At 69.1% G+C, this 25,168-nt stretch carries 20 protein-coding genes and 2 pseudogenes; 6 read left to right on the top strand and 16 right to left on the bottom strand.

Annotation, left to right across the window (positions count from 1 at the left end; translation table 11 throughout):
* Positions 1 to 62: 62 nt before the first annotated feature.
* From QM711_RS02835 to QM711_RS02825, 3 genes are all read right to left on the bottom strand, one after another.
* Positions 63 to 782, bottom strand: coding sequence for a DUF4386 domain-containing protein (locus QM711_RS02835; protein ID WP_415096192.1), 720 nt, complete (start codon positions 780 to 782; stop codon positions 63 to 65).
* A 2-nt stretch (positions 783 to 784) separates the two neighbouring features.
* Complete coding sequence (locus tag QM711_RS02830; RefSeq protein WP_415096191.1) at positions 785 to 1,054, bottom strand: hypothetical protein; 270 nt, start codon at positions 1,052 to 1,054, stop codon at positions 785 to 787.
* A 123-nt stretch (positions 1,055 to 1,177) separates the two neighbouring features.
* Positions 1,178 to 3,883, bottom strand: a complete 2,706-nt coding sequence (locus tag QM711_RS02825) for a LuxR C-terminal-related transcriptional regulator (protein WP_415096190.1) — start codon at positions 3,881 to 3,883, stop codon at positions 1,178 to 1,180.
* A gap of 174 nt (positions 3,884 to 4,057) precedes the next feature.
* On the opposite strand from QM711_RS02825, the gene QM711_RS02820 reads away from it, so the two are divergent.
* Together QM711_RS02820 and QM711_RS02815 are read left to right on the top strand one after the other, a co-directional pair.
* On the top strand, positions 4,058 to 4,444 hold the full coding sequence (locus QM711_RS02820; protein WP_415096189.1) for a hypothetical protein: 387 nt from the start codon (positions 4,058 to 4,060) through the stop codon (positions 4,442 to 4,444).
* Positions 4,445 to 4,631: 187 nt separating this feature from the next.
* A complete protein-coding gene (locus tag QM711_RS02815; protein ID WP_415096880.1) occupies positions 4,632 to 5,162 on the top strand; it encodes an acyl-CoA thioesterase in 531 nt (176 codons plus the stop codon).
* Between the two features lie 141 nt (positions 5,163 to 5,303).
* Here the strand turns inward: QM711_RS02815 and QM711_RS02810 are convergent.
* A pseudogene (locus tag QM711_RS02810) lies at positions 5,304 to 6,536 on the bottom strand (proteasome accessory factor PafA2 family protein); the annotation flags it as partial.
* Between the two features lie 23 nt (positions 6,537 to 6,559).
* On the opposite strand from QM711_RS02810, the gene QM711_RS02805 reads away from it, so the two are divergent.
* Complete coding sequence (locus QM711_RS02805; RefSeq protein ID WP_415096188.1) at positions 6,560 to 6,904, top strand: DUF3054 domain-containing protein; 345 nt, start codon at positions 6,560 to 6,562, stop codon at positions 6,902 to 6,904.
* Here the strand turns inward: QM711_RS02805 and QM711_RS02800 are convergent.
* The 5 genes and pseudogenes from QM711_RS02800 to QM711_RS02780 all read right to left on the bottom strand — a co-directional run bounded on the left by QM711_RS02800 (position 6,901) and on the right by QM711_RS02780 (position 12,482).
* Positions 6,901 to 8,148: a type II toxin-antitoxin system HipA family toxin gene (locus QM711_RS02800; RefSeq protein ID WP_415096187.1), complete on the bottom strand. Its 1,248-nt coding sequence runs from the start codon at positions 8,146 to 8,148 to the stop codon at positions 6,901 to 6,903. The two genes, QM711_RS02805 and QM711_RS02800, sit on opposite strands and share 4 nt — an antisense overlap.
* Positions 8,149 to 8,150: 2 nt before the next feature.
* Positions 8,151 to 8,408 carry a helix-turn-helix domain-containing protein gene (locus tag QM711_RS02795; protein WP_415096186.1) on the bottom strand — a complete coding sequence of 86 codons (258 nt, stop codon included), beginning with the start codon at positions 8,406 to 8,408 and terminating at the stop codon, positions 8,151 to 8,153.
* Between the two features lie 92 nt (positions 8,409 to 8,500).
* Positions 8,501 to 10,090 carry a proteasome ATPase gene (gene arc / locus QM711_RS02790; RefSeq protein WP_415096185.1) on the bottom strand — a complete coding sequence of 530 codons (1,590 nt, stop codon included), beginning with the start codon at positions 10,088 to 10,090 and terminating at the stop codon, positions 8,501 to 8,503.
* Positions 10,091 to 10,092: 2 nt separating this feature from the next.
* Positions 10,093 to 10,974: pseudogene (locus QM711_RS02785) on the bottom strand (tRNA (adenine-N1)-methyltransferase); the annotation flags it as partial.
* Positions 10,975 to 10,988: 14 nt separating this feature from the next.
* Positions 10,989 to 12,482: an ABC transporter substrate-binding protein gene (locus tag QM711_RS02780; RefSeq protein WP_415096184.1), complete on the bottom strand. Its 1,494-nt coding sequence runs from the start codon at positions 12,480 to 12,482 to the stop codon at positions 10,989 to 10,991.
* A gap of 94 nt (positions 12,483 to 12,576) precedes the next feature.
* Here QM711_RS02780 and metH point away from each other — a divergent pair, with 94 nt between their 5' ends.
* The 3 genes from metH (at position 12,577) to QM711_RS02765 (ending at position 17,740) form a co-directional block, all read left to right on the top strand.
* A complete protein-coding gene (gene metH / locus QM711_RS02775; RefSeq protein ID WP_415096183.1) occupies positions 12,577 to 16,362 on the top strand; it encodes a methionine synthase in 3,786 nt (1,261 codons plus the stop codon).
* 152 nt (positions 16,363 to 16,514) lie between these two features.
* Positions 16,515 to 17,369 (top strand): PAC2 family protein, encoded by an 855-nt coding sequence (locus tag QM711_RS02770; protein ID WP_415096182.1) that lies wholly within the window; start codon positions 16,515 to 16,517, stop codon positions 17,367 to 17,369.
* A gap of 5 nt (positions 17,370 to 17,374) precedes the next feature.
* Entirely contained in the window at positions 17,375 to 17,740 is a 366-nt protein-coding gene (locus QM711_RS02765; RefSeq protein ID WP_415096181.1) for an iron chaperone, read from the top strand.
* Here QM711_RS02765 and QM711_RS02760 read toward each other — a convergent pair.
* The 7 genes from QM711_RS02760 to QM711_RS02730 form a co-directional block, all read right to left on the bottom strand.
* A complete protein-coding gene (locus tag QM711_RS02760; RefSeq protein WP_415096180.1) occupies positions 17,737 to 18,564 on the bottom strand; it encodes an aminodeoxychorismate lyase in 828 nt (275 codons plus the stop codon). The genes QM711_RS02765 and QM711_RS02760 overlap by 4 nt on opposite strands.
* A gap of 30 nt (positions 18,565 to 18,594) precedes the next feature.
* Complete coding sequence (gene rpe / locus QM711_RS02755; protein WP_415096179.1) at positions 18,595 to 19,260, bottom strand: ribulose-phosphate 3-epimerase; 666 nt, start codon at positions 19,258 to 19,260, stop codon at positions 18,595 to 18,597.
* A 10-nt stretch (positions 19,261 to 19,270) separates the two neighbouring features.
* Positions 19,271 to 20,557 (bottom strand): RsmB/NOP family class I SAM-dependent RNA methyltransferase, encoded by a 1,287-nt coding sequence (locus tag QM711_RS02750; protein WP_415096878.1) that lies wholly within the window; start codon positions 20,555 to 20,557, stop codon positions 19,271 to 19,273.
* A 116-nt stretch (positions 20,558 to 20,673) separates the two neighbouring features.
* Positions 20,674 to 21,594, bottom strand: a complete 921-nt coding sequence (gene fmt, locus QM711_RS02745; RefSeq protein WP_415096178.1) for a methionyl-tRNA formyltransferase — start codon at positions 21,592 to 21,594, stop codon at positions 20,674 to 20,676.
* Positions 21,595 to 21,654: 60 nt separating this feature from the next.
* Positions 21,655 to 22,383, bottom strand: coding sequence for a hypothetical protein (locus tag QM711_RS02740; RefSeq protein WP_415096177.1), 729 nt, complete (start codon positions 22,381 to 22,383; stop codon positions 21,655 to 21,657).
* Between the two features lie 125 nt (positions 22,384 to 22,508).
* On the bottom strand, positions 22,509 to 23,093 hold the full coding sequence (locus QM711_RS02735) for a hypothetical protein (RefSeq protein ID WP_415096176.1): 585 nt from the start codon (positions 23,091 to 23,093) through the stop codon (positions 22,509 to 22,511).
* Between the two features lie 118 nt (positions 23,094 to 23,211).
* Positions 23,212 to 25,158 (bottom strand): primosome assembly protein PriA, encoded by a 1,947-nt coding sequence (locus tag QM711_RS02730; RefSeq protein WP_415096175.1) that lies wholly within the window; start codon positions 25,156 to 25,158, stop codon positions 23,212 to 23,214.
* Between the last annotated feature and the right edge of the window lie 10 nt (positions 25,159 to 25,168).

The raw sequence follows: 25,168 nt of genomic DNA, 5'->3' as shown, positions 1-25,168 counted from the left end.
AAAAGAACCGACCCCGGGATGCGAGATTCGCACGCAGGGGACGGTTCTTTCGGTCCAGTCGATCAGGCTGTCGCTGCGACCGTCCGGAATCCCTTGACGGTGAGGTAGATACCCACCGACAGCTCCCAGGCGGCGACCGGCAAGGTGACGAGCATCGTCCACAGACCCGTCTGGGTGTTCAGGCCGAAGAAGGTCAGTAGGTTCGCGGCGAGCAGGAGCGGTGCGCCGATCAGGCCCATCAGCGGGATGCCGCGCGGTACCAGGCCCGAGCGGAAGAGCAGGGTGGCGAACATCAGCGCGTTGAAGGAGGCCATGAATCCGGGGCCGAACAGGAACGTCCAGTCACGCATGATGACCAGGGCGTGACCGGTCACGGTCAGGGACGCGGGGTCCAGGCCGCCGTCCGCACCGTGCTGGCGGAGCACCACGACACTCAACAGTGCGATGACGCCGACCAGGATCACCCCGGCCTCCATGAGTCGGGTGGTGACGAATCCGAGCGCGAGAGCCTGGCTTACCCGCTTGGTCACCGGGTACACGGCGACCGCACTGCCGACGCACGCCAGCGCGTTGGTGACGTCGAGCAGGCACGCCCACAGGATCTGATTGTCGGAGCCGGCAGACAGAATGTATCCGGGGTCGTTGAGGATCGGGCTCAGCATCAGCAACGCCGGGATCGAGGACACGAAGGTGAGCAGGTAGAACAGTCCACCGGCGCGTGCGTAGGCACGGTCGCCTCGGGCGATAGCAGGGTCGGCATGGACCGTCGTGGCGATGAGCATGGTCAATCTCCGTTCTGGGTGTGGTGAGTGGCGTCGGGGCCGACTTCGACCGGAATCACGGCCAGCAGGGGTATGCCGAGGTCGCGAAGGGCGGCGAGCAGGCCATGCAGTTCGGCCTGGTCACGGATCGCGCCCTCCACGACGGTGACGCCGTCATCCCCGGTCTCGACGCTCAGAGCGTCCAGCCAGGCCAGACCGTGCCGGTCGAGCCGGCCTCGCAGCAGCAGCCGGTACCGATCACCTGTCCACTGGGCGGGATTCCCTGCGTCCACGGTCGTCTCCCTCGGTGAGGGGGTGCGGCTCTCGGTGTCCGCCCCGATGACGAGCACGCTAGGAACGCAGGTGACGACGTGGCGTCCCCACACCTGATGAGAGGGGTGATGATTCCCGGGCGGCTACTCGATCGAGCGGAACAGTCCCAGGTGATGTGCGCGGCGGACGGCGGCGCGCCGGTTGTTGACTCCCAGCTTGGTGTAGATCCGCTGGGTGTGGGTGCGCACAGTGCTCAGCGACACATGCAGGACGCGGGCGATCGCCGGCCCGTCCAGGTCGGAGCGAAGCATCCGGAGCACCGCCAGTTCGCGCTCGGTGAGGGGATCCAGAAGTCCGGACGCCCCCGACGCAGCGTGCTCCCCCGGCACAGCGCCACCCGCACCGGACGACGCTCCCCGGCGGCGTGCGGCGCGCTCCAGCAGCGTGTCGCGCAAACGGAGAGCGAACGGCCACTCGGGTCGGCGTCTGGCCAACGACTCGATCACCGGTGCCACGCCGGTGCCGAAGCGGGCGAATACCGCCACGGCGCCTTCGGGTTCGGCAAGGCTGATCGCCCGGACGACGGCGTCCAGCGCACGAGGGGTGTCGCCGGCGTCCCAACTCGCGCCGGCCTGCAGAGTGAGCACCTCGATGACGCTGGCCTGCCGGCCGCCGTCCTCGGCTGCGGCGAGCAGGCGTTGCAGCAATCCGTCCGCCGGCGCCCGTCCGGCGCCGCTCGGATCTGCGAGCAGCGCGCCGGCCAGGGTCAGGTGCTCGTACTCGCGCAGGTAATCCAGCGGATCGTCGGCCGCCACGCCGGCCCGCCGGATCAGGGCCAGGCCCGCGCTCCAATCCCCGGACGCGGTGAGCAGCCGCGCCCGCAACGCCGGGATCGGGCGCAACTGCGGCGAAAAATCGCCCAGATACACGCGTTCCGCCTCGTCCAGCAGGCTCAACGCCGCATCGAGATCTCCTTGGTCGGCGGTGAGTTCGGCGAGCAGGACGCGCCACCGGTGCGGGTGCTGCGGCAGGCCCGCCGCCTCGCCGAGCCGGTCGGCCTCGCCCAGTTGCTGCATGGCGGTTGCCGGGTCGCCCTGTTCGTAGGCCACCCGAGCGAGGCCCACGTGCATGTCGGCGCAGCCTCGGAGTTCCTCCGGGCCGGCGAAGGCGAGGGCACCCGCGAACCTGGCGCGGGCGTCGTGCAGCCGTCCCTCGGCGAAGGCCAGGTCGCCGAGCGCCAGGCTGCAGCCCAATGCGTCCGCGAGATGACCCGCTCGGCGCAGGTGCCGGACAGCCACCTCGTAGTCAGCATGAGCTCGGCCGAGGTCGCCGCGACGCCAAACAGCCAGCCCGGTGAGCGCGGACGTGGCGCCGATCGCCAGCAGGTCGTCCGGACGGGTCAGCGTCCGCGCCCGGTCGGCGTGCGCGATGGCCCGGTCCAGGTCGCCACCGATGAGGGCGAGCGCGGCCCGGTAGGTGGCGATCTCGGCGGGAAGCCGCGCGAGCAGTGCAGGGTCGCCCGGCGGAAGGGCCGGGCCGGCCAAGGTGGCGGTGACTTCTTCGAGCCGTCGCTCGATGTCGCCGAACTCGTTTCCCGCCATCAACGCACCGATCATCGTCACGGCGAGCACCGGACGTCTCACCACCACCTGGTCGGGCAACTCCCCCACGAGGCGCCGGATCACCGCCTCTTGCCGAGTCCGCCGTAGCTCGCCGGCCCCGCCCTCGATCAGTTCCGCGGCGGCGTCGGTCTCCCCCGCCGCGAGCGCATGGTGGACGGCACCCTCGACGTCGCCCTCCTGCTCGAACCACGCCCGCGCCCTTCGATGCAACAGCGGTACATCGTCGGGTTGCTCGTCGCGCAGCCGGACGGCCAGCGCCCCGGCGAACAGCTGGTGGTAGCGGAACCAGTGCTGGCGGTCGTCCAGGGGAATCAGGAAAAGGTTCCTTCGCGCTATGTCGCGCAGCATCGTCCGTCCGCCGGGGTCCCCGGTGACGGCGTCGCACAGATCGCCGGTGAGCCGTTCCAGCACCGAGGTGCGCAGCAGGAACCGGCGGACCGCTGCCGGCTGCCGATCGAGCACCTCGTCGACGAGGTAGTCGACAACGAACCGGTCATCGCCCGCGAAGGACCGGACGAAGCCCGCCCGGTCCGCGCGGCCACGCAGCGAGAGGGCAGCGAGTTGGAGCGCCGCCACCCAGCCCTCGGTACGGTCCTGCAGCGCGTCGACCTCCGACTCGGCGAGCCCGAGGTCGTGCACCTGATTGAGGAACGAACCGGCCTCGGCCCGGGTGAACCGCAGGTCGGCCTGCCTGATCTCGAGCAGCTCGCCACCGGCGCGCAACCGGGCCAGCGGCAGCACCGGGTCGGCGCGGGTGCAGATGATCATCCGCACCTGCGGTGGCAGATGATCGAGCAGGAACGTCATGCCGGGGCGGACGCCCGGGCCATCACACCTGTGGTAGTCATCCAGCACGATGGTCACGTCGGCGGCCAGCACGCTGAGTTCGTTCAGCAGCGTCGTCAGAACGTTTTCGATCTCGGCGCCCGTGCGGTGCAGGGCGAGCGCGGCGGACCCGCAGCCCGGCGAGGCTCGGTCCAGTGCGAGCAGCAAATAGGTCCAGAACGAGCCGGCGTCCCGGTCGCGCTCGTCGAGCGACACCCAGGCGACCCGAGCTGACGCCTCCCGGGCGGAGAGCGCCAGGGTGATTCCGGTGGTCTTGCCGAAGCCGGGCGGCGCCGCGACCACGGTGAGCCGGACCGGCTCGCCCCCGACCACCAGTTCGTCCAGCTCCGGCCGAAGAACGGCGCCGCGGCGCGGCCGGGGCACCCGGAGCTTGGTCTCCATGACAGCGGCCAAACCGACCCTCCCCACCGGATCCGACCCGGGACAGCGTAGTCCCGCCGACCACCGGCTCGCTGGCCCGGCTAACCGACCTGCCGGGGGCGCGCGAGCGCTGGGCGCGACCTGCTGCACTGCCCCTACTGCCACGGCTACGAAGTCCGCGACCAGCGTCTGGCCGTGCCCGGAGCGTCGCCCGAGGCGATCACCCATGCGCTGCTGATGCGTCAATGGACGCCTGACGTGATCCTCTTCCCCAACGCCGGCACTGTGACGGCGGCGCAACGCGAGCAGCTTGTCGCCCGGGGCATCGTCGTCCGCGACGAGCCGGTCAGCGGACTGGTCATCGAGGACGACAGGCTGCGCGGTGTCGCGTTGGCGTCCGGAGCCGTGGTCGAACGGGACGCCGTCTTCGTCCGTCCAGGGTTCGTGGCGAACGACACGCTGCTCACCGACCTCGGCTGTGCGCTCGCGCCCACCGGCTGGGTCGCGACCGACCCGGCGGGCGACCAGCGTCCCCCGGGGTGTGGGCAGCCGGCAACGCGGCGAACCCGCAGGCACAGGTGATCACCGCCGCCGGCGAGGGATCGGCAGCGGCGATCGCCATCAACAACGACCTGTCCGAGGAGGACACCCGAAAAGCCGTCGGCAGCTTCCGGCTCGGCCTGCCCATCCCGTGCTGCTCAGCACCCTCGCCGTGCCGATCGTCAGCTACGGGATCAAGCCGCGACTCCAGCGTGCGCGAAGCCGGCTGATGACCTGCCGCGGAACTGAGTGCTTCCACGCCGACGCCGGCTCTACAGTTGCACTCGTGTCGACGGACGAACCCACGCCCCGGACCCTCTCGCTGACCGTGTTGATGACGCCGGAGACGGCGAACTTCTCCGGCAACGTGCACGGCGGCCATCTGCTCAAGGTGCTCGACCAGGTGGCCTACTCGTGCGCCAGCCGGTTCGCCCGGCACTACTGCGTGACCGCGGCGGTGGACCGGGTGTGGTTCCGCCGGGCGGTCCATGTCGGTGAGCTGGTCACCTTTCTCGCCTCGGTCAACTACACCGGCCGGACGTCGATCGAGGTCGGCATCCGGGTCGAGGCCGAGGACATCCTGACCGGCGTACGGCGGCACACCACCAGTTGCTATTTCGTGATGGTGGCCCTCGACGAGCAGGGTAAAGCGATGCCGGTGCCCCAGTTCGAGCCGGCCACCGATCTCGAGAAGGCGCGCTGGGCCAATGCCGAGCAGCGCCGGGAACAACGGCTGGCGGGACGCGACCAAAGCCGTTAGCCGGCCCGTCAGATTCCCGCGATAAACCGGTCCAACCCGCCGGCGTCGGCCACCGCGTCCGCGGTGTAGCCGAGCGGGTCCGCCAACCGGAGCCGACGGCGTCCACCTCGCGTCTTGCAGCAGCGCCCAGGACCAATCCATGCCCAGCACATCGGACGTCCGCTCGGCCACCAGCCGGCCACGCAGGTGGGCCCGGGTGTCCGTCGGCGGTTCCGCAGCGGCTCGCTCGACGTCTGCGTCCGCGGTCAGCCGCGGCATCCGGCCGGCACGAACCAGCGCCGCGTAGGGACTCTTCCGATCATCCAGGTCGGCCCAGGCCAGATCGAGCTGAGCCAGCCGCGGATGGTCCCAGGCGAACCTGTCACGGTGCCTGAAGCGCTGCATGAGGGTGAGCTTGGCGACCCAGTCCAGCTCCACACAGCTCGACGGATCCGCGGCCAGCCGCTCCAGGGTCCGGGCCCACATCGCGATCACTTCAGGGTCGGCACAACCCGCAGCCTCTACTTGAGCGTGATACTCACGCTGCACCTCGACCGCGGTCAACCGGCGTCCGTCGGTCAACTCCAGCAACTCGCCGCAGCCGACATCACGGCTGACAGCACGGATCGCACCGAGCGGATCCGCCAGCATCGGCGGCCGCAGCTTCCCGGACTCGATCGCCGCGAGCACAGCGGAAGTCGTGCCCAGCTTCAGGAGCGTGGACGTCTCCGACCGGTTGGCGTCCCCGGCGATGACATGCAGCCGGCGCCACCGGCGGGCGTCGGCGTGCGGCTCGTCCCGGGTGTTCACGAGCGGACGCCGAATGGTGGTTTCCAGGCCGGTGATCGCCTCGAAGAAGTCCGCGCGCTGCGACAACTGGAACCCCGGTGCGTCACTGGCCTGGCCGAGACCCACCCGCCCGGCTCCGGTGAACACCACCCGGGTGACGACGAAGGCCAGGAACCCTTCGACGACCCGCTCCCATGGGGTCGACCGGCTGAGCAGGTAGTTCTCGTGGTAGCCGTACGAGGCGCCCTTGCCGTCGGTGTTGTTCTTGAACACCCGCACCTGCGTCCCCAACCGCTCGCCGGCCGCGACCGCCGCTCGCGCTACCAGCAAGTCGCCGGCCAGATCGGCAAGCAGCGCGGCCCGCGGGCTGGTCACCTCCGGCGTGGAGTACTCCGGGTGCGCGTGGTCGACGTAGAGCCGCGCGCCGTTGCCGAGGAAGCGGTTGTGAGCGTCCTCGACCGGGATCGGGTCGCCAGGATCGGCGCGAGTGAGCGTCGCCGGACCGTCGTGGGCGTCGACGACCGCCGCCGACAGCAGCGTCGGGTGCAGATCCGGACGTCCCGGTGCCAGAATGCCGTACTCGGTTTCGGTCCCCAGCAGCGGCATGTCCTCATCGTAGGGTTGGGCCCATGAAGTGGTGGACGGCGCTGGGTCTCGATCTGCTGGTGGTACTCGTGTTTGCCACGATCGGACGGCTCTCGCACGCCGAAGGTGCTGACCCCGTAGGGATCGGGCTGACCGCGTGGCCGTTCGTGGTCGCACTGGTCGGCACCACCGTCGCCCTGCTCGGCATGAAGCGGCCCACCGAGCAGTTTCTGAACGGCGTCATCGTCTGGGCGGGCACCCTCGGCTTCGGCATGTGGATTCGCGCCAACGCCGGGGACGGCGTCCAGCCCAGCTTCGTCGTCGTCGCCGGCGTCTTCCTGGCAATCACGATGCTCGGCTGGCGACTCCTCGCTCGACGCCGGCTCTAGACGTCAGCCTCGGTCAGGTAGCCGGCCAGGCGATCCAGGTAGCGCGCCGGCAAGTCGTTGGTACTCGCCAGCGGTGTCGCGGCAACGGCGGTGGCGAGGGCATCGGGGAGTTGGCGGGCGAGTTCGCGGACTCGCAGCCACACCTGCTCGGGATCCAGGCCTGCTCGGCGAGCCAGCCGATCCCAGTGCGGACGGTGGACCTGGCCGAACCGACGCTCACCACCGATCGCCATCGCGAGCGTCCGCAGGCCAGAACCGGGTTCGGCATCATAAGGCAGGCTGCTGGCCAGGTCGTACAGCGGTGCCAGGGTCGAGCCGTGCCTGCCGAGCAGAATGGAGTAGTTCTTCGCGTGCCCGTCGGAAGCACCCACCAAATAGTTGAAGGCCAGTGCGTCGACGAAGCGCTGCACGCTGCCGACCGGGTCGCCGCATCCCTTGAGCAGATCAATGATGTGAGCGGCGCCCGGACCGCCGTCCTGCTCATACTTGCGGCCTCGGGCGACCGACAAGGCCATGCAGAGATCTTCCTGGTGAGCTCGGACGATCCGGCCGTTCCGGTCCTGGCGGTCGAAACGAGTCACGATCACGGCGGGCTCGCCGTCGAACTCCGCGTACTCGGTGCGCGCGGTCGGAAGCCCGAGATTCCGCGCGGCGGTCATGGTCAGGTGCTCGTTGAGTCCCTGGGCGCGGAACCCGGTCACCCCGGGCTTGACGATGTGCGTCGTCGCCTCATCACCGAGGGCCTCGTTCCAGCCGGACGCCCAGCGAAGCGCGAGTTTCGACTGCGCGCCGCCGAGACTCCATCGCTCGCCCGGCACCGTCCACGCGGACGGCTCGGCACGCAGTTCCCGAAGCCGGTCACCGAGCGCTCGCTCGTCGATGGGCACGAGTTGACCGGTGCGTTCGTCCAGCGCCGCACGGCTACTCAGCTGAACGGCACCAGGCGTGTCGAGACCCATCTGGCCGAGCAGCGCGAACGGGTTGCGGGACGAGACGCCGAACGCTGCGGCCCACCGGTCACGGACCGCCTGATCATCCGGGAGCAGGCCGTCCAGCCACGGGAAGACGAGCCGCTGCCGGTAGCGGCCGTCGGTCAGCGGCATGGCGCTCGACAGCGGAACCGCTGCCGGATCGGCGAGATAGTCCGAGTCGTATTCGAAGGTGAGCTGCGGGTCCTGGGTGAACACGCCCACCCGGCGGCCGTGGATGAACGCGAACAGCTGGCGCTGACTTCGGGTCGGCATGGTCACCCCCCGAAGTAGGAATCGATGTCGACCGCATCGTGCTGCGGCGAATCGCTCAGCAGCAGCGCTGCGTCCAATGCCCGGACGACAGCGATCACCCCGCCGAACTCGGCCCGTGGATGTCCATGCTCAATGCGCGACACCAGCTGCCGGGTGACCCCGGCACGCGCCGCCACCTCACCCTGAGTCAGGCCCATCGACTCACGTCGCAGCCGGAGCCTGGCTCCGAAGTCCTGGGTCGATCGCGAACCGCGCTGCATGAAGTGGCAGCGTACGCTTACATCGGGAAACGTTCTAGTACCGTAACAAGGCCTCGCCCGACGAACTCCGGCGCTCCCCCCCGTACCACTCGCTACGGGTTCACCTGACGGGCTCCGCGCAGGGTGCGCATGAAGGTGATCCGTTCGCCCTTGCGCCCGGAGATCCGGGCCCAGTCGTCGGGATTGGTGGTGTTCGGCAGATCCTCGTTCTCGGTGATCTCGTCGGCGCAGGCGCCGAGCAGATGCTCGAGCCGGACGCCGTCCGCGCCGCCGGCGAGCAGGTCCTTGATCGCGGACTTCTTGGCCCGTCCGACGATGTTGGCCAGCATCGCCCCGGAGACGAAGTCCTTCACGTAGAGCACCTCGCGGTCGCCGGAGGCGTAGGTGACCTCCAGGAACCGGTTGTCGTCACTCGCCGCGTAGAGCACCTCAACGGTGGCATCGATCAGCGCGCCGACCTCGGTCCCCTCGGCCAGCGGCACCGTGTCGGTCAGGTATTTGCCCAGAATCTCGGACGCCGCCGCGGCGTCCGGGCGGTCGAGCTTGATCTTCACGTCCAGCCGTCCGGGCCGCAGGATCGCCGGGTCGATCAGATCCTCGCGGTTGGTGGCGCCGATGATGATCACGTTCGACAGGCCCTCGACGCCGTCGATCTCGCTGAGCAGCTGCGGCACGACCGTCGATTCCATGTCGGAGCTGACGCCGCTGCCGCGGGTGCGGAACAGCGAGTCCATCTCGTCGAAGAACACGATCACCGGACGCCCATCGGCGGCGTGCTCACGGGCGGTAGCGAAGATCACCCGGATCTGCCGCTCGGTCTCACCGACGTACTTGTTCAGCAGCTCAGGACCCTTGATGTTCAGGAAGTGGCTGCCGACCCCGCCGCCGACCTGCTCGGCCAGTGAGTTGGCGACGGCTTTCGCGATCATCGTCTTGCCACAACCCGGCGGCCCGTAGAGCAGCACGCCCTTGGGCGCCGGCAGTTGATAGCGCGCGTACAGGTCGCGGTGCAGGAACGGCAGTTCCACGGCGTCCCGGATCTGCTCGATCTGGCCGCCCAGCCCGCCGATGTCGGCGTAGTCGACGTCCGGCACCTCGTCGAGCAGCAGGTCGTTGACCTCGGTCCGCTCCACCACCCACAGCGCGACGCCGGCCCGCCGGTCGGCGGCCACACTCTGCCCGGGCTGGGCGCCGGACGCCCCGGGCGCGGCGCTCAGCAGGTGCTCGTCGTCCCCGCCGCCGGCGACCAGCAGCCGTCCATCGGCCAGCACATCCTTGACCACCACCACGTCGAGCTGGGCGGGTGAAGGACCGAGCCCGACCAGCATCATCGCCTCGTTCAGCAGCACCGGAACCCCAGCTGCCAGCGCTTCGACGGCAACCTCCGGGGCAACGGCCACCCGCAGCACCCGGCCGCCCACCGACACATCGGCGATCCCGGCCTCCGCAACGCCGAGGACGACCCCATGTGCCTGCGGTGGGTTCGACAGCGCCTCCAACTGGTCGCGCAGGGCGACCAGTGATTCGCGGGCCTCGCGGAGAGTGGTGTTCAGCTTCTCGTTGGTCAGGGCGAGGGCACGCGCGTCCGCCCGGGCGTTGGCCAGCCGGCGTTCGGCGAGTTCGGCCGCCCGCCCACGCGCCTCAGCCAGCTCCTTGGCCTGGGCGAGCGGATCGGAGGCCACGCTCACTCCCCCGCCTCCTCGATGGTGACCCCGGGCGGACGCGGACCGCTGTAGTCGGGGCCGTACGCCCCGGGTGCCGGACGCCGCCGGCGCAGCGGCGCGGTGACCCCGGGAGCCAGCCGCCGGGTGAAGACCAGGAAGCCGGTGTGCCCGGTGGTGGCGTGCCCCGGGCGGATGGCCAGCCCCTCGGCATGCCATTGCCGAACCGACAACTCGCTGGCCGCCGGCTCGGTGAACCCGCCGTGCGCCCGCAGGGTGTCCATGGTGCGGCCCAGTTGGGTGGCGGTGGCGACGTAGCAGCACAGCATGCCGCCGGCCGCCAGCACCTGCGCGACCGCGTCGACGCACTCCCACGGCGCCAGCATGTCGAGAATCGCCCGATCGATCTCTTCGGGCCCGATCGTCTCGACCAGGTCGCCCACCCGCACCTCCCAGGCCGGGTGCGGGGCGCCGAAGAAAGTCTCCACATTGCGCTTCGCGATCGCGGCGAAGTCGGCCCGGCGCTCGTAGGAATAGAGCCGTCCGGCCGGGCCGATGGTGCGCAACAGGTGCATCGACAGCGAACCGGAGCCCACCCCCGCCTCCAGCACCCGGGCGCCGGGGAAGATGTCGGTCTGCACCAGGATCTGGGCGGCGTCCTTGGGGTAGATGACGGCCGCACCCCGCGGCATGGTGACGGTGAACTCCTCCAACAGCGGGCGGAACGCCACATAGGCGACGCCGCCCGCGGAGACCACCACGTTGCCGTCCGGACCATCGATCAGGGCGTCATGGCTGATCCCGCCCTTGGTGGTGTGGAAGGTACCGCCAGTGGCCAGCAGAACCGAGTGCCGGCGTCCCTTCGGATCGGTCAGGGTGACCCGTTCGCCGGCCCGCAACGGTCCGGTATGCACCCCGTTCAGTTCCGCCATCGTGCTCCCCACAAGGCCAATTGCCATCCCGGTCCGAACGCTTCGCCGACCAGGTCGACGCGTTGCCGGACGAACAACACCCCGTCGGTCTCGGCGATCGGGACGACGGTGGCGTCCGCCGCCGCCTGCTTCTGAATCTCTCCCAGCGCGGGTAGCTGAACCTCGTCACGGCTGGACGACCGGACCCGCTCTTCGAGTGTGGCGAGCTTGCCGGCGCTGCCGGGCAGCGGGCTCTTCAGATAGTCCTGCAACCACCCCAGCGGCGAGTTCACCAGTGGCGCGCTGTCGCGCAACTCGAGGTCGGCCCGCTCGGATTCGGTGACCACCTGGACCGTGATGCCGAGCCGCTGCTGCAGTTGGTCGCGAACCTCGTTCGCCAGGTCCGCCATCGCAGGCGAGGTGTTGGTGAACCGCAGGGTCAGCTTGATCCCGCGGGGCAGGGTCGGCATCTTCGGCGTCCCGCCCAGCGCGAACGCGTCGGTGTGTCCCTCGATCGTGCTCGGCATCAACGAACTGGCGGTCCGGTCCTCCTGCAGGGCGAGCGACACCGCACGGCGCAGGGCGGCATCCGATCGTCGCTGGCTGCTGGGCAGCCAGACCAGCCGCTGCAGAACCACCCGGAAGAGTCCCCACCGGAAGAAGCCGGGCTCGCGGTGGTCGTTCTGGGCCTGCCGGCTCCGATCCATCAACCGGTCGATCGCCGCCGGGCTGAGGGTTCGCCAGACGATCTCGGCCTGCCCGTCCGCGATCGCCTGTTCCGCGGTCGGCGAATCCGCCCACGCGATCCGAATGCGGGGCATGTCGGTGTTCAGCGCCCCGCGGTAGCGCTGATACTTGGTGATGGTCAGCCCGCGGGCGTCCCACCCTTCCAACTGGTAGGGCCCACTGCCGATCGCCGGCTGGTTGACCGGGCGCACTTTGTCCGCGTCGTAGGCCGCCTCGTCCACAATGGACGCCGCCGGCACCGCCAGACCGTAACCGAACTGATTGTCGGGGTATTTCAGCCGGAACCGGACCGTCCACGCGTCCGGGGTCTCGATGCTGGACAACGCGCCCAGCAGGGACATTCGCCCGGGCGCCAGACGCAACGCTCGCAGGATGCTGAATTTGACGTCGGAACTGGTGAGCGGGCGTCCGCTGGTGAACAGGACATCCTTCGGCAAAGTGCACTCGAAAATGCGTTCGGCCACGAAAATGCATTCCTTGGCCAGATCAGGCTTCAGCAACTGGCTGCCCGGCTGCACCAGCATCAGTCGCTGGAACAGGTCGAGGGACACCATGGTGTCGGAGTCGTTGCGTCCCGCGGCTGGATCGGTCGTGGTGGCCTTCTGTGCGGTCAGCACGGTGAACGGACGCTCGGGGGCGGTCGCACTGGACGATCCGGACGGCAGCGGGGCGGGCGTCTGCAGGCAGCCGGCGGTGCCGACGGCCACGCACAACGCGGTCACGGCGGACAGCAGTGAGCGGGCGATCGAGGGCACGGACCCAAGGGTAGGGCCTCCGGCGCCCGCGGGCCGACGCCCTCGGTCGCCGCCCGCGACGACGGGCGTACACTTCCTAGCCGATAGGAAGGAAATGCGCCCCGTGGGCAATAGCTCCGATACCCTGACGCCGCCCAGTCCGCCGGTCTCCAGTCCAGAGCTGCGGCCGGACGCGTCGGCGACCCTGCGCGCTGCGCTGGCTACTCGGATGCACTTCCTGGACGGCGCGATGGGCACCGTCATCCAGCGTTTCAACCTGGACGAGGCCGATTACCGGGGCGAACGCTTTGCCGACTGGCCCAGCGACGTGAAGGGCAACAACGACCTGCTGTCGCTCACCCAGCCCGAGTTGATCGCGTCCATCCATCGCGACTACCTGGACGCCGGCGCCGATTTCGTCGAGACCAACACCTTCAATGCGCAGCGGATTTCGATGGCCGACTACGGCATGCAGGCGCTGGCGTATGAGCTGAACCTGGCCTCGGCGCGGCTGGCCCGGACGGCCTGCGATCGAGCCACCGCGGCCGACCCCACCCGTCCGCGCTACGTGGTGGGTGCGCTCGGCCCGACCAACCGGACGGCGTCGATCTCGCCGGACGTCAACGACCCGGGCGCCCGCAACGTCAGCTACGCCGAACTGGTCGAGGCCTACCTGGAGCAGGCCGACGGCCTCGTCGACGGCGGCGCCGACCTCCTGCTGATCGAGACCGTCTTCGACACCCTGAACGCGAAAGCGGCGATCTTCGCGCTGGAGACCCTGTTCGAGCAGCGTGGACGGCGTTGGCCACTGATCATCTCGGGCACCATCACCGACGCCTCCGGCCGCACCCTGTCCGGCCAGGTCACCGAGGCCTTCTACACCAGCATCCGGCACGCCCGCCCCCTTGCGGTCGGGCTGAACTGTGCGCTCGGTGCGGCCGAGATGCGTCCGTACGTCGCCGAGTTGTCCCGGATCGCCGACTGCTACGTCTCGTGCTATCCCAATGCCGGGCTGCCGAATGCCTTCGGCGAATACGACCAGACCCCTGAAGAGATGGCTGCGATCGTCGGCGGCTTCGCCGCCGACGGCCTGGTCAACATCCTCGGCGGCTGCTGCGGCACCACGCCGGAACATGTCGAAGCGATCGTGCAGGCCACCCGGGACGCCGCCCCGCGAACCCCGGCCGTGCCCGCGCCGGCGATGCGGCTGGCCGGACTGGAACCACTCACCATCACCCCGGAGTCGCTGTTCGTCAACGTCGGCGAGCGCACCAACATCACCGGTTCGGCCCGGTTCCGGCGGCTGATCCGCGAGGGCGACTACGGCACCGCTCTCGACGTGGCCCGGCAGCAGGTGGAGAACGGTGCCCAGATCATCGACATCAACATGGACGAGGGCATGATCGACGGCATCGCCGCCATGGACCGGTTCTGCAAGCTGATCAGCTCCGAGCCGGACATCTGCCGGGTGCCGGTCATGGTCGACTCGTCCAAGTGGGACGTCATCGAGGCCGGGCTGCGCTGCCTGCAGGGCAAGCCGATCGTCAACTCGATCTCGATGAAGTCCGGTGTCGAGGAGTTCGTCGAACACGCCCGGCTGTGCCGCAAGTACGGTGCCGCGATCGTGGTGATGGCCTTCGACACCGACGGCCAGGCGGACACCCTGGAACGCCGCAAAGAGATCTGTGCCGAGGCCTACCGCATTCTGGTCGACGAGGTGGGCTTCCCGGCCCACGACATTATCTTCGACCCGAACATCTTCGCGATCGGCACCGGCATCGAGGAGCACGCCAATTACGGTGTCGACTTCATCGAGGCCACCCGCTGGATCAAGCAGAACCTGTCCGGCGCACTCATTTCGGGCGGCGTGTCGAACGTGTCGTTCTCGTTCCGCGGCAACAATCCGGTGCGCGAGGCGATTCACGCGGTGTTCCTCTACCACGCCATCGCCGCCGGCATGGACATGGGCATCGTCAACGCCGGAGCGCTGGTGGTCTACGACGAGATCGATCCACGGCTGCGGGAGCGGATCGAGGACGTGGTGCTGAACCGCCGTCCGGACGCCACCGAGCGGCTGCTCGAGATCGCCGCCGACTTCAACGTCGCCGGGGCTGCGGTCGAGGAGACCGTGCAGGAGTGGCGCACGCTGCCCGTCCGGGAGCGGATCACCCATGCCCTGGTGAAGGGCATCGACGAGCACGTCGTCGCCGACACCGAAGAGATGCGGGTCGAACTGGCGGCGTCCGGGGGGCGTCCGCTGGATGTGATCGAGGGTCCGCTGATGGACGGCATGGGGGTCGTCGGCGACCTGTTCGGCGCCGGCCGGATGTTCCTGCCGCAGGTGGTGAAGTCGGCCCGGGTGATGAAGAAGGCGGTCGCGCACCTGGTGCCGTTCATCGAGGCCGAGAAGAAGCCCGGGGACGCCGCCTACACCAATGGCCGGATCGTGATGGCCACGGTCAAGGGCGATGTGCACGACATCGGCAAGAACATCGTCGGCGTGGTGCTGCAGTGCAACAACTACGAGGTGATCGACCTCGGCGTCATGGTGCCGGCGCAGAAGATCCTGGCCACCGCCGACGAGGTGGGCGCCGACATGATCGGGTTGTCCGGGCTGATCACCCCGTCCCTGGACGAGATGTCGAACTTCGCCGCCGAGTTGCAGCGGCTCGGGTTGAAGCTGCCGCTGCTGATCGGCGGGGCGACTACCTCTCGTGCCCACACCGCGGTGAAGATCGCGCCGCGCTACGAGGGTCCGGTGGTGTGGGTGAAGGACGCCTCGCGCTCGGTGCCGACCGCGGCGGCGCTGCTGTCGGACGAGAAGCGTCCCGACTTCATGGCCGAGGTGTTCCGCGACTACGAGTCGATCCGGGAACGGCATGCGGCCAAACGCAACGACCGGCCGTTGATCCCCTATGCCGAGGCGCTCACCGAGCGGACGCCGATCGACTGGAGCGGCTACCTGCCGCCGCGTCCGAGGATGCTCGACGAGGCGCCGGTGCGGGAGTTCATCGAGTACCCGCTGGCGGAGCTGCGCGACTACATCGACTGGCAGCCGTTCTTCAACGCCTGGGAGCTCAAGGGCCGCTACCCCGACATCCTGAACAACCCGGCCTCCGGTGAAGCGGCCCGCAAGCTGTGGGCCGATGCCCAGACCATGCTCGATCAGGTGGTTGCCGAGGGCTGGCTGAAGGCGAACGGTGTGATCGGCTTCTTCCCGGCGTCCGCGGTGGATGACGATCTGGAGCTGTACACCGACGAAACGCGTAGTGACGTGCGATTGCGGCTGCACCATCTGCGGCAGCAGGGGCACCACCGAGAGGGCGTCCCGAACCGGTCGCTGGCCGACTATGTGGCGCCGAAGTCGACCGGGCTGCCGGACTGGGTGGGCGCCTTCGCGGTCACCGGCGGGCTCGGTGCGGCTGAGCGGGTGAAGGCGTTCAAGGACGCCATGGACGACTACAGCGCGATCTTGCTGGAGTCATTGGCGGACCGGCTCGCCGAGGCGTTCGCGGAACGACTGCATGAGCGGGTGCGGCGCGAGTTCTGGGGCTACGTGCCCGAGGAGGCCCTGGACAACGACGCATTGATCGCCGAACAGTACCGCGGCATCCGGCCGGCCCCCGGCTACCCGGCCTGCCCAGACCACACCGAGAAGCAGACCCTGTGGGAACTGCTGGACGTCGAGCGCCGCACCGGCATCGAACTCACCGAATCGATGGCGATGTGGCCCGGTGCCGCCGTCTCCGGCTGGTACTTCTCGCACCCGGACAGCCGCTACTTCGTGGTCGGACGTCTCGCCCGCGACCAGGTCGAAAGCTACGCCGAACGCAAGGGCTGGACGCTGGCGCACGCCGAGAAATGGTTGTCGCCGAATCTGGGCTATGACCCGGAGGAGTGATCACCGTCAGATTGGGCACCGCTAGCGGTGCCCGATCTGACGCCCTTCTCATCCACCGCCCGTCGCTTCGGTCGCGCCGACCCGAAACGGGCTGTGACCACGCCGTTGGGGTTCGTCACGAGCCGGCCGAGGCTCTGAGTAGCATGGCCGCTATGGCTCAGGTTAAGTCGTTGAAGAACCTGCGACGGCCGGCTGTGGTGGCCGCCTTCGGTGGTTGGAACGACGCCGGGGACGCGGCGAGCGGCGTGATCGACCATCTGGCGGAGATCACCTCGGCGAAGCTGGCGTTCGCCATGGATCCCGACGACTACTACGACTTCCAGGTGAACCGGCCGACCATCGCCACCACGTCCGGCGGCGAGCGAACCCTGCGCTGGCCGACCACCGAGGTGCTGGTCGCCCCGTTGCCGGAGCGGGATCTGGTGCTGATCGGCGGCCCGGAGCCGAACTTCCACTGGCGCGGGTATTGCGCCGCGCTGATCTCGGCAATCCGGACGGTGAATCCCGAGATCGTGGTGCTGCTGGGGGCGATGCTGACCGACGCGCCGCACTCGCGTCCGGTGCCGGTCAGCGCCAGCACGAGTACAGCGGAGGCGTCCGCCGCTCTCGGTTTGGAACTGTCCGACTATGAGGGGCCGAGTGGCATCCTGAGCGTGCTGGCGGCGGACTGTGCCGTTCTCGGTCTGCCGGCCGCGTCGCTGTGGGCGTCGGTGCCGCACTACGTCGCCGAGCCTCCGAACCCGAAGGCCACCCTGGCGCTGCTGGACCGCCTCGAGGACCTGCTGGACACCCCGCTCGACACCGGCGACCTCTCCGACCAGGCAACACAGTGGGAAAGCCAGGTGAACGAACTGGCGTCCGAGGACAGCGACATCTCCGCCTATATCAGCGCCCTTGAGGAACGTCGCGACGAGGCGCAGCCCGAACCCCAAGGGGACGCGATCGCGGCCGAGATCCAGCGCTACCTGCGACGGCGCCGCAACCCGCCGGCGTCCGGGATACGGTGAACGCCATGGGCACCGTCGACGACTACCTGGAGCAACTCGACCCCGCCGACCGCGCCGCCGTCGGGCATGTCTACGACGTGGTGCGTGCCACTGTCCCCGACGTCGAGCAGGGCACGAGCTACGGCATGCCGGCGCTGCTCCATCGCGGCAAGGCGTTGATCTCGGTGATGCGCACCAGGAAGCACATCGGCGTCTACCCCTACAGCGGACGCGTCCCGGCCGTCGTCGCCGAATCGTTCGCCGACCTGGACTTCGACAAGGGCACGATCCGCTTCCAGCCGGAGCAGCCGCTCGCTGATGACGCGATACGGGCGATCGTGGCGGCTCGCGTCGCAGAGATCGAGAATCCGGCGCTGCGGCGACGCTCCTAGCCGCCGAAGCCGCCCCAGTCGGTCATCCGACGATGCCAATCGGGGTCAACGGCAAGCTCCTCCCCGTCCAGTCGGACGACCGGGCACACTCCTCGGATCGAGGACGCCATCCAGACCCCGTCGGCGGTGAACAGTTCCTCGGTGCGGATCAGCTCGTGTCGTGCGGGGACGCCGTCGGCGGCGGCACCGGCCAGGATCTGGCGCGCGGTCACCGAGTCGAGAATGCCGGTCGCGCCGGGCGGCGTGGTGGTCAGCAGGCCGTCCCGCAGCATCAGGACCGCCGAGGTCGGACCCTCCAGCGCGTAGCCGTCGCTGCTGACGAACAGAGCATCGTCGTCGCCGTGCCTGGCGGCCTGCCTCTTGGCGGCCGCGTTGACCGCATAGGACAGCAGCTTCGCTCCGCCAAGCAGCCAGGGGGCGTCGGCGAAGGCATCGCTGGCGTAGCCGCGGCTCATGGTGCGGACGGCGATGCCGGCACGCGCCCTGGCCATCGCCGCCAGGTCGAGTTCGGTGATGGTCAGAAAGCCGGTCGGGACGCCCGGTGTCGACTCTGGGCCTCTGGTCAGCACCAGTTTCAGGACCGCTTCCGGGGCCGGCTCCCAGGCTGCGACCGCGTCCGCGATCAGGGCGCGCCAGCCATCGGCGTCGAAGGGCAGGTCGAGGGTGACCGCCGACCCGGCGAAGCGGAGCAGGTGGGCGTCCAGGTTCTCGACCACGGCGTCCGGACCTCCGCCGATCACGCGCATGGCGTCGAAGCAGCCATCGCCCCTGACCAGGCCGACATCGTCGGCGGTCGCGATCGGGTCGGCCAGCCGGCACCACACCCTGGCCGAGGACGGCGACCAGCTGCCTGGTCAATGCGCGCACGCCGCGATCGCCTGCTCACGCAGGGCGACCACCATCGCGTCCGGATCGTCCGCGCTGTACACCGCGGAGCCGGCGACGAAGGTGTCGGCACCCGCCGCGGCGCACCGTTCGATGGTCTCGACGGACACGCCGCCGTCCACCTGCAGCCAGATGTCCCCGCCGGTGGCCTCGATCAGTGCCCTGGTGCGGCGGATCTTCGGCAGCACCAAGTCGAGGAACTTCTGGCCACCGAATCCGGGTTCGACGGTCATCAACAGCACCATGTCCAGTTCCCCCAGCATGTCGGCGTACGGCTCGATCGGGGTGGCGGGACGCAGCGCCATGGACGCCCGTGCCCCCAGCGACCGCAACTCGCGGGCCAGCTTGATCGGCGCATTCGATGACTCGGCGTGGAAGGTCACCGACTCGCAGCCGGCGTCGGCGAAGGCGGGCGCCCACCGATCGACCTCGGCGATCATCAGATGGATGTCGAGAAAGGCCGTCGTCCCGGCTCTGATGCACTCAATGACCGGCAGGCCAATGGTCAGGTTGGGCACGAAATGGTTGTCCATCACGTCGATGTGCACACCGTCGGCACTGGGGATCCGGGCGATCTCACCGGTGAGATCGGCCAGGTCGGCGTTCAGGATGCTGGGCGTGATCCGCATCGTCATGACTGCGACCCTATTGGGTCGGCGCAGCCTTACGTAGCAAGGCCAGGAACATGGCGTCGGTGCCGTGCCGGTGCGGCCACAGCTGCAGGTAGGGGCCGCGACCGGCGTCCGGAATGCTCGGCAGGACGGCAGGCGCGTCCAGGATCTCCACCCCCGTAGCCGCCTCGACGACCTCGCTGGTCTCGCGGCGGTGCGGGGAACAGGTGGCGTAGGCGATGACACCGCCCGGTGCGGCCGCGTTGATCGCCGAGGCCAGGAGTTCGTGCTGCAGCGGCACCAACACGTCCAGGTCGGCGGGCTTGCGCCGCCACCGGGCCTCCGGACGCCGGCGCAGCGCGCCCAGGCCGGTGCAGGGGGCGTCCAGCAGCACGCGGGCGAACCGGTTCGCGGGCCAGGCCGGACGGGCACCGTCGGCGGCGATGACGATCGGCCCAGGCTCGTCATACCTGGCCAGCGCTCGGCCGACCAATGCGGCTCGATGGGGCTGAAGCTCGCTGGCCACGAGACGTTCACCCTTGTCACGCGCCAGTCCGGCGAGCAGGGCAGCCTTTCCCCCGGGGCCGGCGCACAGGTCGAGCCAAGGTCCAGCCGGAGCCTCCACGAGGGTGAGTGCCCAGGCCACCAGTTGCGAACCCTCGTCCTGGACGCCGGCCCGGCCCTGGTTCACCGCGGCCAGATCGGCAGGGTTGCCGGACGCCGTCGCCCCGAACGGCGACCAGCGCAGTGGGCGTCCACCCAACTCGCTGACCTCGGCAAGCCCCGGCCGAACCACCAGATGCGGGATCGGCGGCTCATTGTTCGCCGCCAGCAGCGCCGGGATCTCGGACCCGGGAAGCAGGTCCGCATAGGCATCGATGATCCACTGTGGGTGCCGGGCCAGCAGGGCGTCCGCATCGGTGCGTTCCCTGCGCAGCCGGGCGGCCCAGGCGTCGGCGTCCAGTGCCGAGATCTTGCGCAGGATGGCATTCACCACCCCGGTCACCCGTTGGGAGAGCACCACGCGAGCAAGGTCGACGGTCGCGGCTACGGCGGCATGGCTGGGAACCCGGAGCTCGAGCAGTTGGTGCGCGCCGAGCCGCAACAGGTCGACGACGGCAGGCTGCAGGGTACGCAGCGGGCGTCCGCCGGCCGAGGCGATGATGGCGTCGTACAGCCCGAGCGCCCGGCAACTCCCGGCGACGAGTTCGGTGGCGAAGGCGGCGTCGCGAGCCGACAGACCCGCGGTCTGTTCAGCCAAAGCCAGATTTGCGTAGGCGTCATCGGCCGTGATGGCACGCAGGGTGCGGTAGGCGGCCACCCTGGCCGGGTCGGAGCCAGTTCTGCGACTCTTGTCGCCGCGCTTCGGCGACGGCCGGCGATAGTGATCCGGTTTGGGCTGGTCTGATCCGGCCCGATCCGGATCCTTGTGTGCGTTCACTCAAAGGTCCCCGGGTCCGCGCCGAGCCCGCGGCCCCAATCGGCTGCCGCCATCGCTCGCTTGCCGGCCGGCTGGACCCGAGTCAGCTCCAGCACTCCGCGCCCCGTTCCGACGTTGACGGTGCGGCGTCCAGCGTCAATGGCTCCGGGCGCGAGCACCGTGCCGGCCTGCGCACGACCCAGCCAAACCTTGAACCGTTCGCCCCGGTACGTGGTCCAGGCGACTGGGTTGGGGCTGCAGGCCCGGACCTGGCGGTCGATCTCGACGGCGCTCCGCGTCCAGTCGATCCGGGCGTCGGCGACGGTCAGCTTGGGGGCAAGCGTGACACCCTCGTCCGGCTGCGGAGTGCGGAGCGCGGTGCCGGCCGCCATGGCGTCGAGCACCTCGATGAGCAACTGTGCACCGCGCTCGGCGAGACGTCCAAGCACGTCGCCAGAAGTCTCTGCGTCACCGATCTCCGAGGTCTCCTGCCGGTAGAGGTCTCCTGCATCCAGGGCAGGAACCAGGTCGAAGATCGAGATCCCGGTTTCGGTGTCGCCGGCGAGGATGGCGCGCTGGACGGGCGCGGCGCCCCGCCAGGCGGGCAGTACGGAGAAGTGCACGTTGATCCAGCCGTGCGGGGGGATGGCCAGCACTTCGGCCGGCACCAAAGACCCGTAAGCAACCACCGGGCAGCAGTCCGGCGCCAGGTTCCGCAACCGGTCGGCGAAGTCCGTGTCGCGTGTAGTGGCCGGCTTCAGCGTCTCGATGCCACGCTCGGACGCCCACCTCGCCACCGGGCTCGGGATCAACCGCTTGCTGCGACCTTGCGGAGCGTCGGGACGGGTGACTACTGCCACGAGTTCGTGGTGTGACGCCGCGATGGCGTCGAGGGAAGGCAAGGCAACCTCGGGGGTGCCGGCGAATACGAGTCGCACCGCGTCAGCCTACGGGCTCGGGCTGTTACGACTGCCATCGCAGGCTCCCGTGGCCGGGTGTCAGCGGTTGAGGGCGACGAGCTCGCCGATCGGGATCGTGGCAGTGGCGTCGTTGTAGGCCGGTATCACGCCCGAGAAGCCCGCGACCGACCAGCTGACGTCCCAGTCGGCGACCGCCCGGACGGTGTACTTCCCCTTCGGCAGCGACGGCTGGGTATAGACGTGGCCGCAATCGGGTGACGGCGCGCCAGGCTTCACGGCTGATGAGTACGTGGACATCGAGGTGCACGTGATCGAGCTGCCGTCACCCATGTGGAACGTGGTGGATCGCAATCGAGCTGACATCCGGAAAGTGAACCCGCTCGCGCTTGCCGAGGTCGACACTGATGTGGGGCCATCGGTCCACAGCCACACCGGGAAGCCGACCGCGAGCATCTTCCACTCATTGTTGTTGGGGTCCGGCCCGAAGTTCGGTGTCGGCGTCGGGAGACGTACCTCAGTGACCAAGTTGACGGCCATGGCCTGGGCAAGTGGTCCGGTCAGCGTACCAGCGTTGGCCAGGTCGTCGACGCCAAAGCACAACGAGGGATCTGCCCTCCGGACGCACGAATCGATCGCAGCCTCACGATCCGTCTGTGACAGCTTCTTCTCGCTGGTGCTCTCGCCCTGCCAGGATACGTTTCCGCTTTGCGCCCTGGACCGACGACCAGCAATATTCATAGATCCGTTCGCCCTTCCCTTTTGCGCCGTGATCTTGACTACGGGTCGCTTCTTCTTTTTCTTCTTCACCGTACTTACCTGAGGAATAAACCGGACGGTAGAACTCGCAGTTGCGATCGGAGTTGCGCAGGTTCCGTCAACCACCACCAGCCCGATAGATATTCCCGCCACTAGGGCTGGCCTCACAAACCATCTCAGCACGACTTCACTACCTCCGACGAAACATCCCAGAGACGCAGTTCTTCCTTAATTAACTTCGCGACCACGTACTCTTTAAACAATATGCCGTCTCGAATCGGCTTCCCACCACGTTCGAACTTGAGCGAACGAGAATCCATGCATGCCACAATGCCGGTACTTCCAGCTGCGGGCGCAGTTCCGGAGTGCGGGCCAATGCTAACGATGATGATCTCGCCAGCAACCGCTCGAATGTGTGCCGACTTGATGTCTTGAAAGATGCCGAGGACACTTCCTTGGAACTCTCCCGCAGTTGTCGCAAGCATCTCTTTTGTCGGCTTGTCCGTGCCACCAGCCCGATACAGTCTGGTGCTCTCCTTCGTCCACCGGCGATACAGCGCGATCGCCTCTTCCGTGAGCCGGTTCTGCTTCTCCGTCTTCTCAACCTCTTCCGGCGAACAGGCTCGCGGCGTCCCACCCGTCGGGGAACACACCGGGCTGGGAGTTGGAGTCGGCGGCGCCGCAGATGTTGTCGTCGATGACGACGACGAACTCGGCGATGGCGCGACTGGCTGCGTGCACCCCGCGAGCAGCAGCAGCATGACTAGCAGATACCTCATCCGGTCCCCTCCCAGCGATCGGTGCGCCGAGTCTCGCACGAACCGCGAACCTGTGGGAGGTTATCCACAGGCCGACTAAGAATTCGTGGCGGTCACACGCTCACAGCACCGCAGGGTCGACCCGTACCCGCAACAATCCGTCCTCTTTGTGTGCTGTTCGGCGCACCTGCACGGCTTTCGCGGCCGCCACCAGCGCCCTACCCGAAGCCAGTGCTGCCCGGACTGTGGCCCGCACCTCGTCATCGGCCACCGGCACCGGTCCGAGCGGCACCGCTCCCGTCTCAGCCTGAAGTATGCGGACGGCGTCCTCGACCGCCTGACCACTGCCCTCCACGCTGATCAGGCGGCTCATCGGTGGGAACCCGGCCTCACCCCGGTCCGCCAGTTCGCGCACGGCGAAGCCCACCGGGTCGAGCCGGACCAATGCCTGGATCGCCCGCGCGGACGCCGGTCCGGCGATCACCACGCTGCCGTCGTCGGACGCCCCCCGCACCAGCGCCACCGCCGCCAACCATCGCCGCAGTGCCTCTTCGCCTGCCCGCAGGTCGGCACGGGCCAGCAGCAACTCCGCATCGAGCAGCACCGCCGCGGCGTAGCCACCCTCCGCGATCGGCTCGACCCCGGGGGTGGCCAGCACGAGCGCCGGTTCGGCACCCACCCGATCGACCCGATGGTCACCACTCGATTGCACCACCGGTGTCTGCGGAAATGCTCGGCCGAGTTCTTCGGCTGTCCGCACCACCCCGACCCGGGGCGCCCGCAACTCAGTGCTGCCGCATTCGGCACATCGCCACTCAGGTCGGACGCCGCACACCCGGCACACTGGGGCCGCCCCGCGATCGCCGCGCTCCCCCGCCAGTGGGTGCCCACAGGCCGCACACCGCGCAACTGTGCGACATCGCCCGCACGCCAAACCGGCGAGATAGCCGGCGCGAGGGACCTGCACGAGCACCGGTCCACGGGCAAGGCCAGCCCGAATGGCCGTGAAGACCTCGTGCGGCAGGCGGGAATGCGCCGCCGGGCCGCGTCCGCTCGATGGTGCCCCGTCGTCGGTGGCGCGGACGACGGCGCACGCCTCACGCCGCGCAGCAGACGGCAGCTCGACGGGGACCAGCCAGTCCCGATCGACCATCGCCTGGGTCTCGACGCTCCTGGCGTACCCGACGTACAGCAGTCCGCAGTGTTGCCGCGTGGCCCGCAGCGCGGCAACCACGCGGGCGTGCGGGTAGGGTGCCCGCGGCTCGGCCCACGAATCGTCGCCGTCGTCGAACAGGGCGATCAAGCCGAGATCCAGCACCGGTGCGAAGGCGGCCGCCCGGGTGCCGAGGACCAGCCGGACCTGCCCACGGGCAGCCGCCAGGAACGCGCGATACCGGGCCGCCGGACCCTTCTCCGCGGTGAGCGTCACGAAGCTGCCGCGTCCGAATGACTCAGCGCATCGCGCCTCGAGCCTGGCCAGATCGGCGGCGTCCGGAACCAGCAGCAGGACGCCGCGTCCACCCGTCAGGGTCGCCGACGCGGCCTCGACCATGGCCTCGATCCAGTTGCCGAGCGGACGCGCCACCGGCGCGAGGCACAGTGTCGCCCGCGGGGCCACCTCGGTGGCCAGTGCCCGTAGCAGCGCTGCCCCGCGCGGGTACTCGCACAGCACCACCGCCGCTCGGTCGGGCGTCCGGAGCGGCGGGTAGTCCGGCGGCTCGGCGGTCTCAGTCATGCCGTGGCGCGGCGGCACCGCAAGCCGGACGACGTCGGCGAAGGTGCCCGCGTAGTGGTCGGCGACGTCCCGGACGACGCCCGCGATCTCGGGGTGCAGCACGCGCTCGGCGGAGACCACCTTGAGCAGCGGAGAGAGTTCGCGGTCCGCGTCCGATGCCGTCACGACGTCGAGCACGTAGCCGTCGCGCTGGCGTCCGGCGAAGCGCACCTTCACCCGGCAGCCGGGCACCGCCGTCGCCGCGAGGTCATCGGGAATGGCGTAGTCAAAAGGCCGATCAAGATGCGGCAGCGGCATGTCCACCGCCACCCTTGCGACCCTCGGCTCAACCACGACCTCGATG

This window comes from Micropruina sp., assembly GCF_047602385.1.
Lineage (GTDB): Bacteria > Actinomycetota > Actinomycetes > Propionibacteriales > Propionibacteriaceae > Micropruina.
The sequence above is the reverse complement of the archived record's forward strand: the minus strand, read 5'-3'. Positions and strand labels throughout refer to the sequence as shown.

What these genes read in the sequence shown, in the direction of transcription:
- QM711_RS02770 (WP_415096182.1), top strand. Translation starts at nt 16,515, where the DNA reads ATGGCTCAGGTTAAGTCGTTGAAGAACCTGCGACGGCCGGCTGTGGTG.
- QM711_RS02800 (WP_415096187.1), bottom strand. Translation starts at nt 8,148, where the DNA reads ATGCCGACCCGAAGTCAGCGCCAGCTGTTCGCGTTCATCCACGGCCGC.
- QM711_RS02795 (WP_415096186.1), bottom strand. Translation starts at nt 8,408, where the DNA reads ATGCAGCGCGGTTCGCGATCGACCCAGGACTTCGGAGCCAGGCTCCGG.
- QM711_RS02735 (WP_415096176.1), bottom strand. Translation starts at nt 23,093, where the DNA reads ATGCTGCTGCTGCTCGCGGGGTGCACGCAGCCAGTCGCGCCATCGCCG.
- QM711_RS02835 (WP_415096192.1), bottom strand. Translation starts at nt 782, where the DNA reads ATGCTCATCGCCACGACGGTCCATGCCGACCCTGCTATCGCCCGAGGC.
- QM711_RS02825 (WP_415096190.1), bottom strand. Translation starts at nt 3,883, where the DNA reads ATGGAGACCAAGCTCCGGGTGCCCCGGCCGCGCCGCGGCGCCGTTCTT.
- QM711_RS02805 (WP_415096188.1), top strand. Translation starts at nt 6,560, where the DNA reads ATGAAGTGGTGGACGGCGCTGGGTCTCGATCTGCTGGTGGTACTCGTG.
- QM711_RS02815 (WP_415096880.1), top strand. Translation starts at nt 4,632, where the DNA reads ATGACCTGCCGCGGAACTGAGTGCTTCCACGCCGACGCCGGCTCTACA.
- metH (WP_415096183.1), top strand. Translation starts at nt 12,577, where the DNA reads ATGCGCCCCGTGGGCAATAGCTCCGATACCCTGACGCCGCCCAGTCCG.
- QM711_RS02765 (WP_415096181.1), top strand. Translation starts at nt 17,375, where the DNA reads ATGGGCACCGTCGACGACTACCTGGAGCAACTCGACCCCGCCGACCGC.
- rpe (WP_415096179.1), bottom strand. Translation starts at nt 19,260, where the DNA reads ATGACGATGCGGATCACGCCCAGCATCCTGAACGCCGACCTGGCCGAT.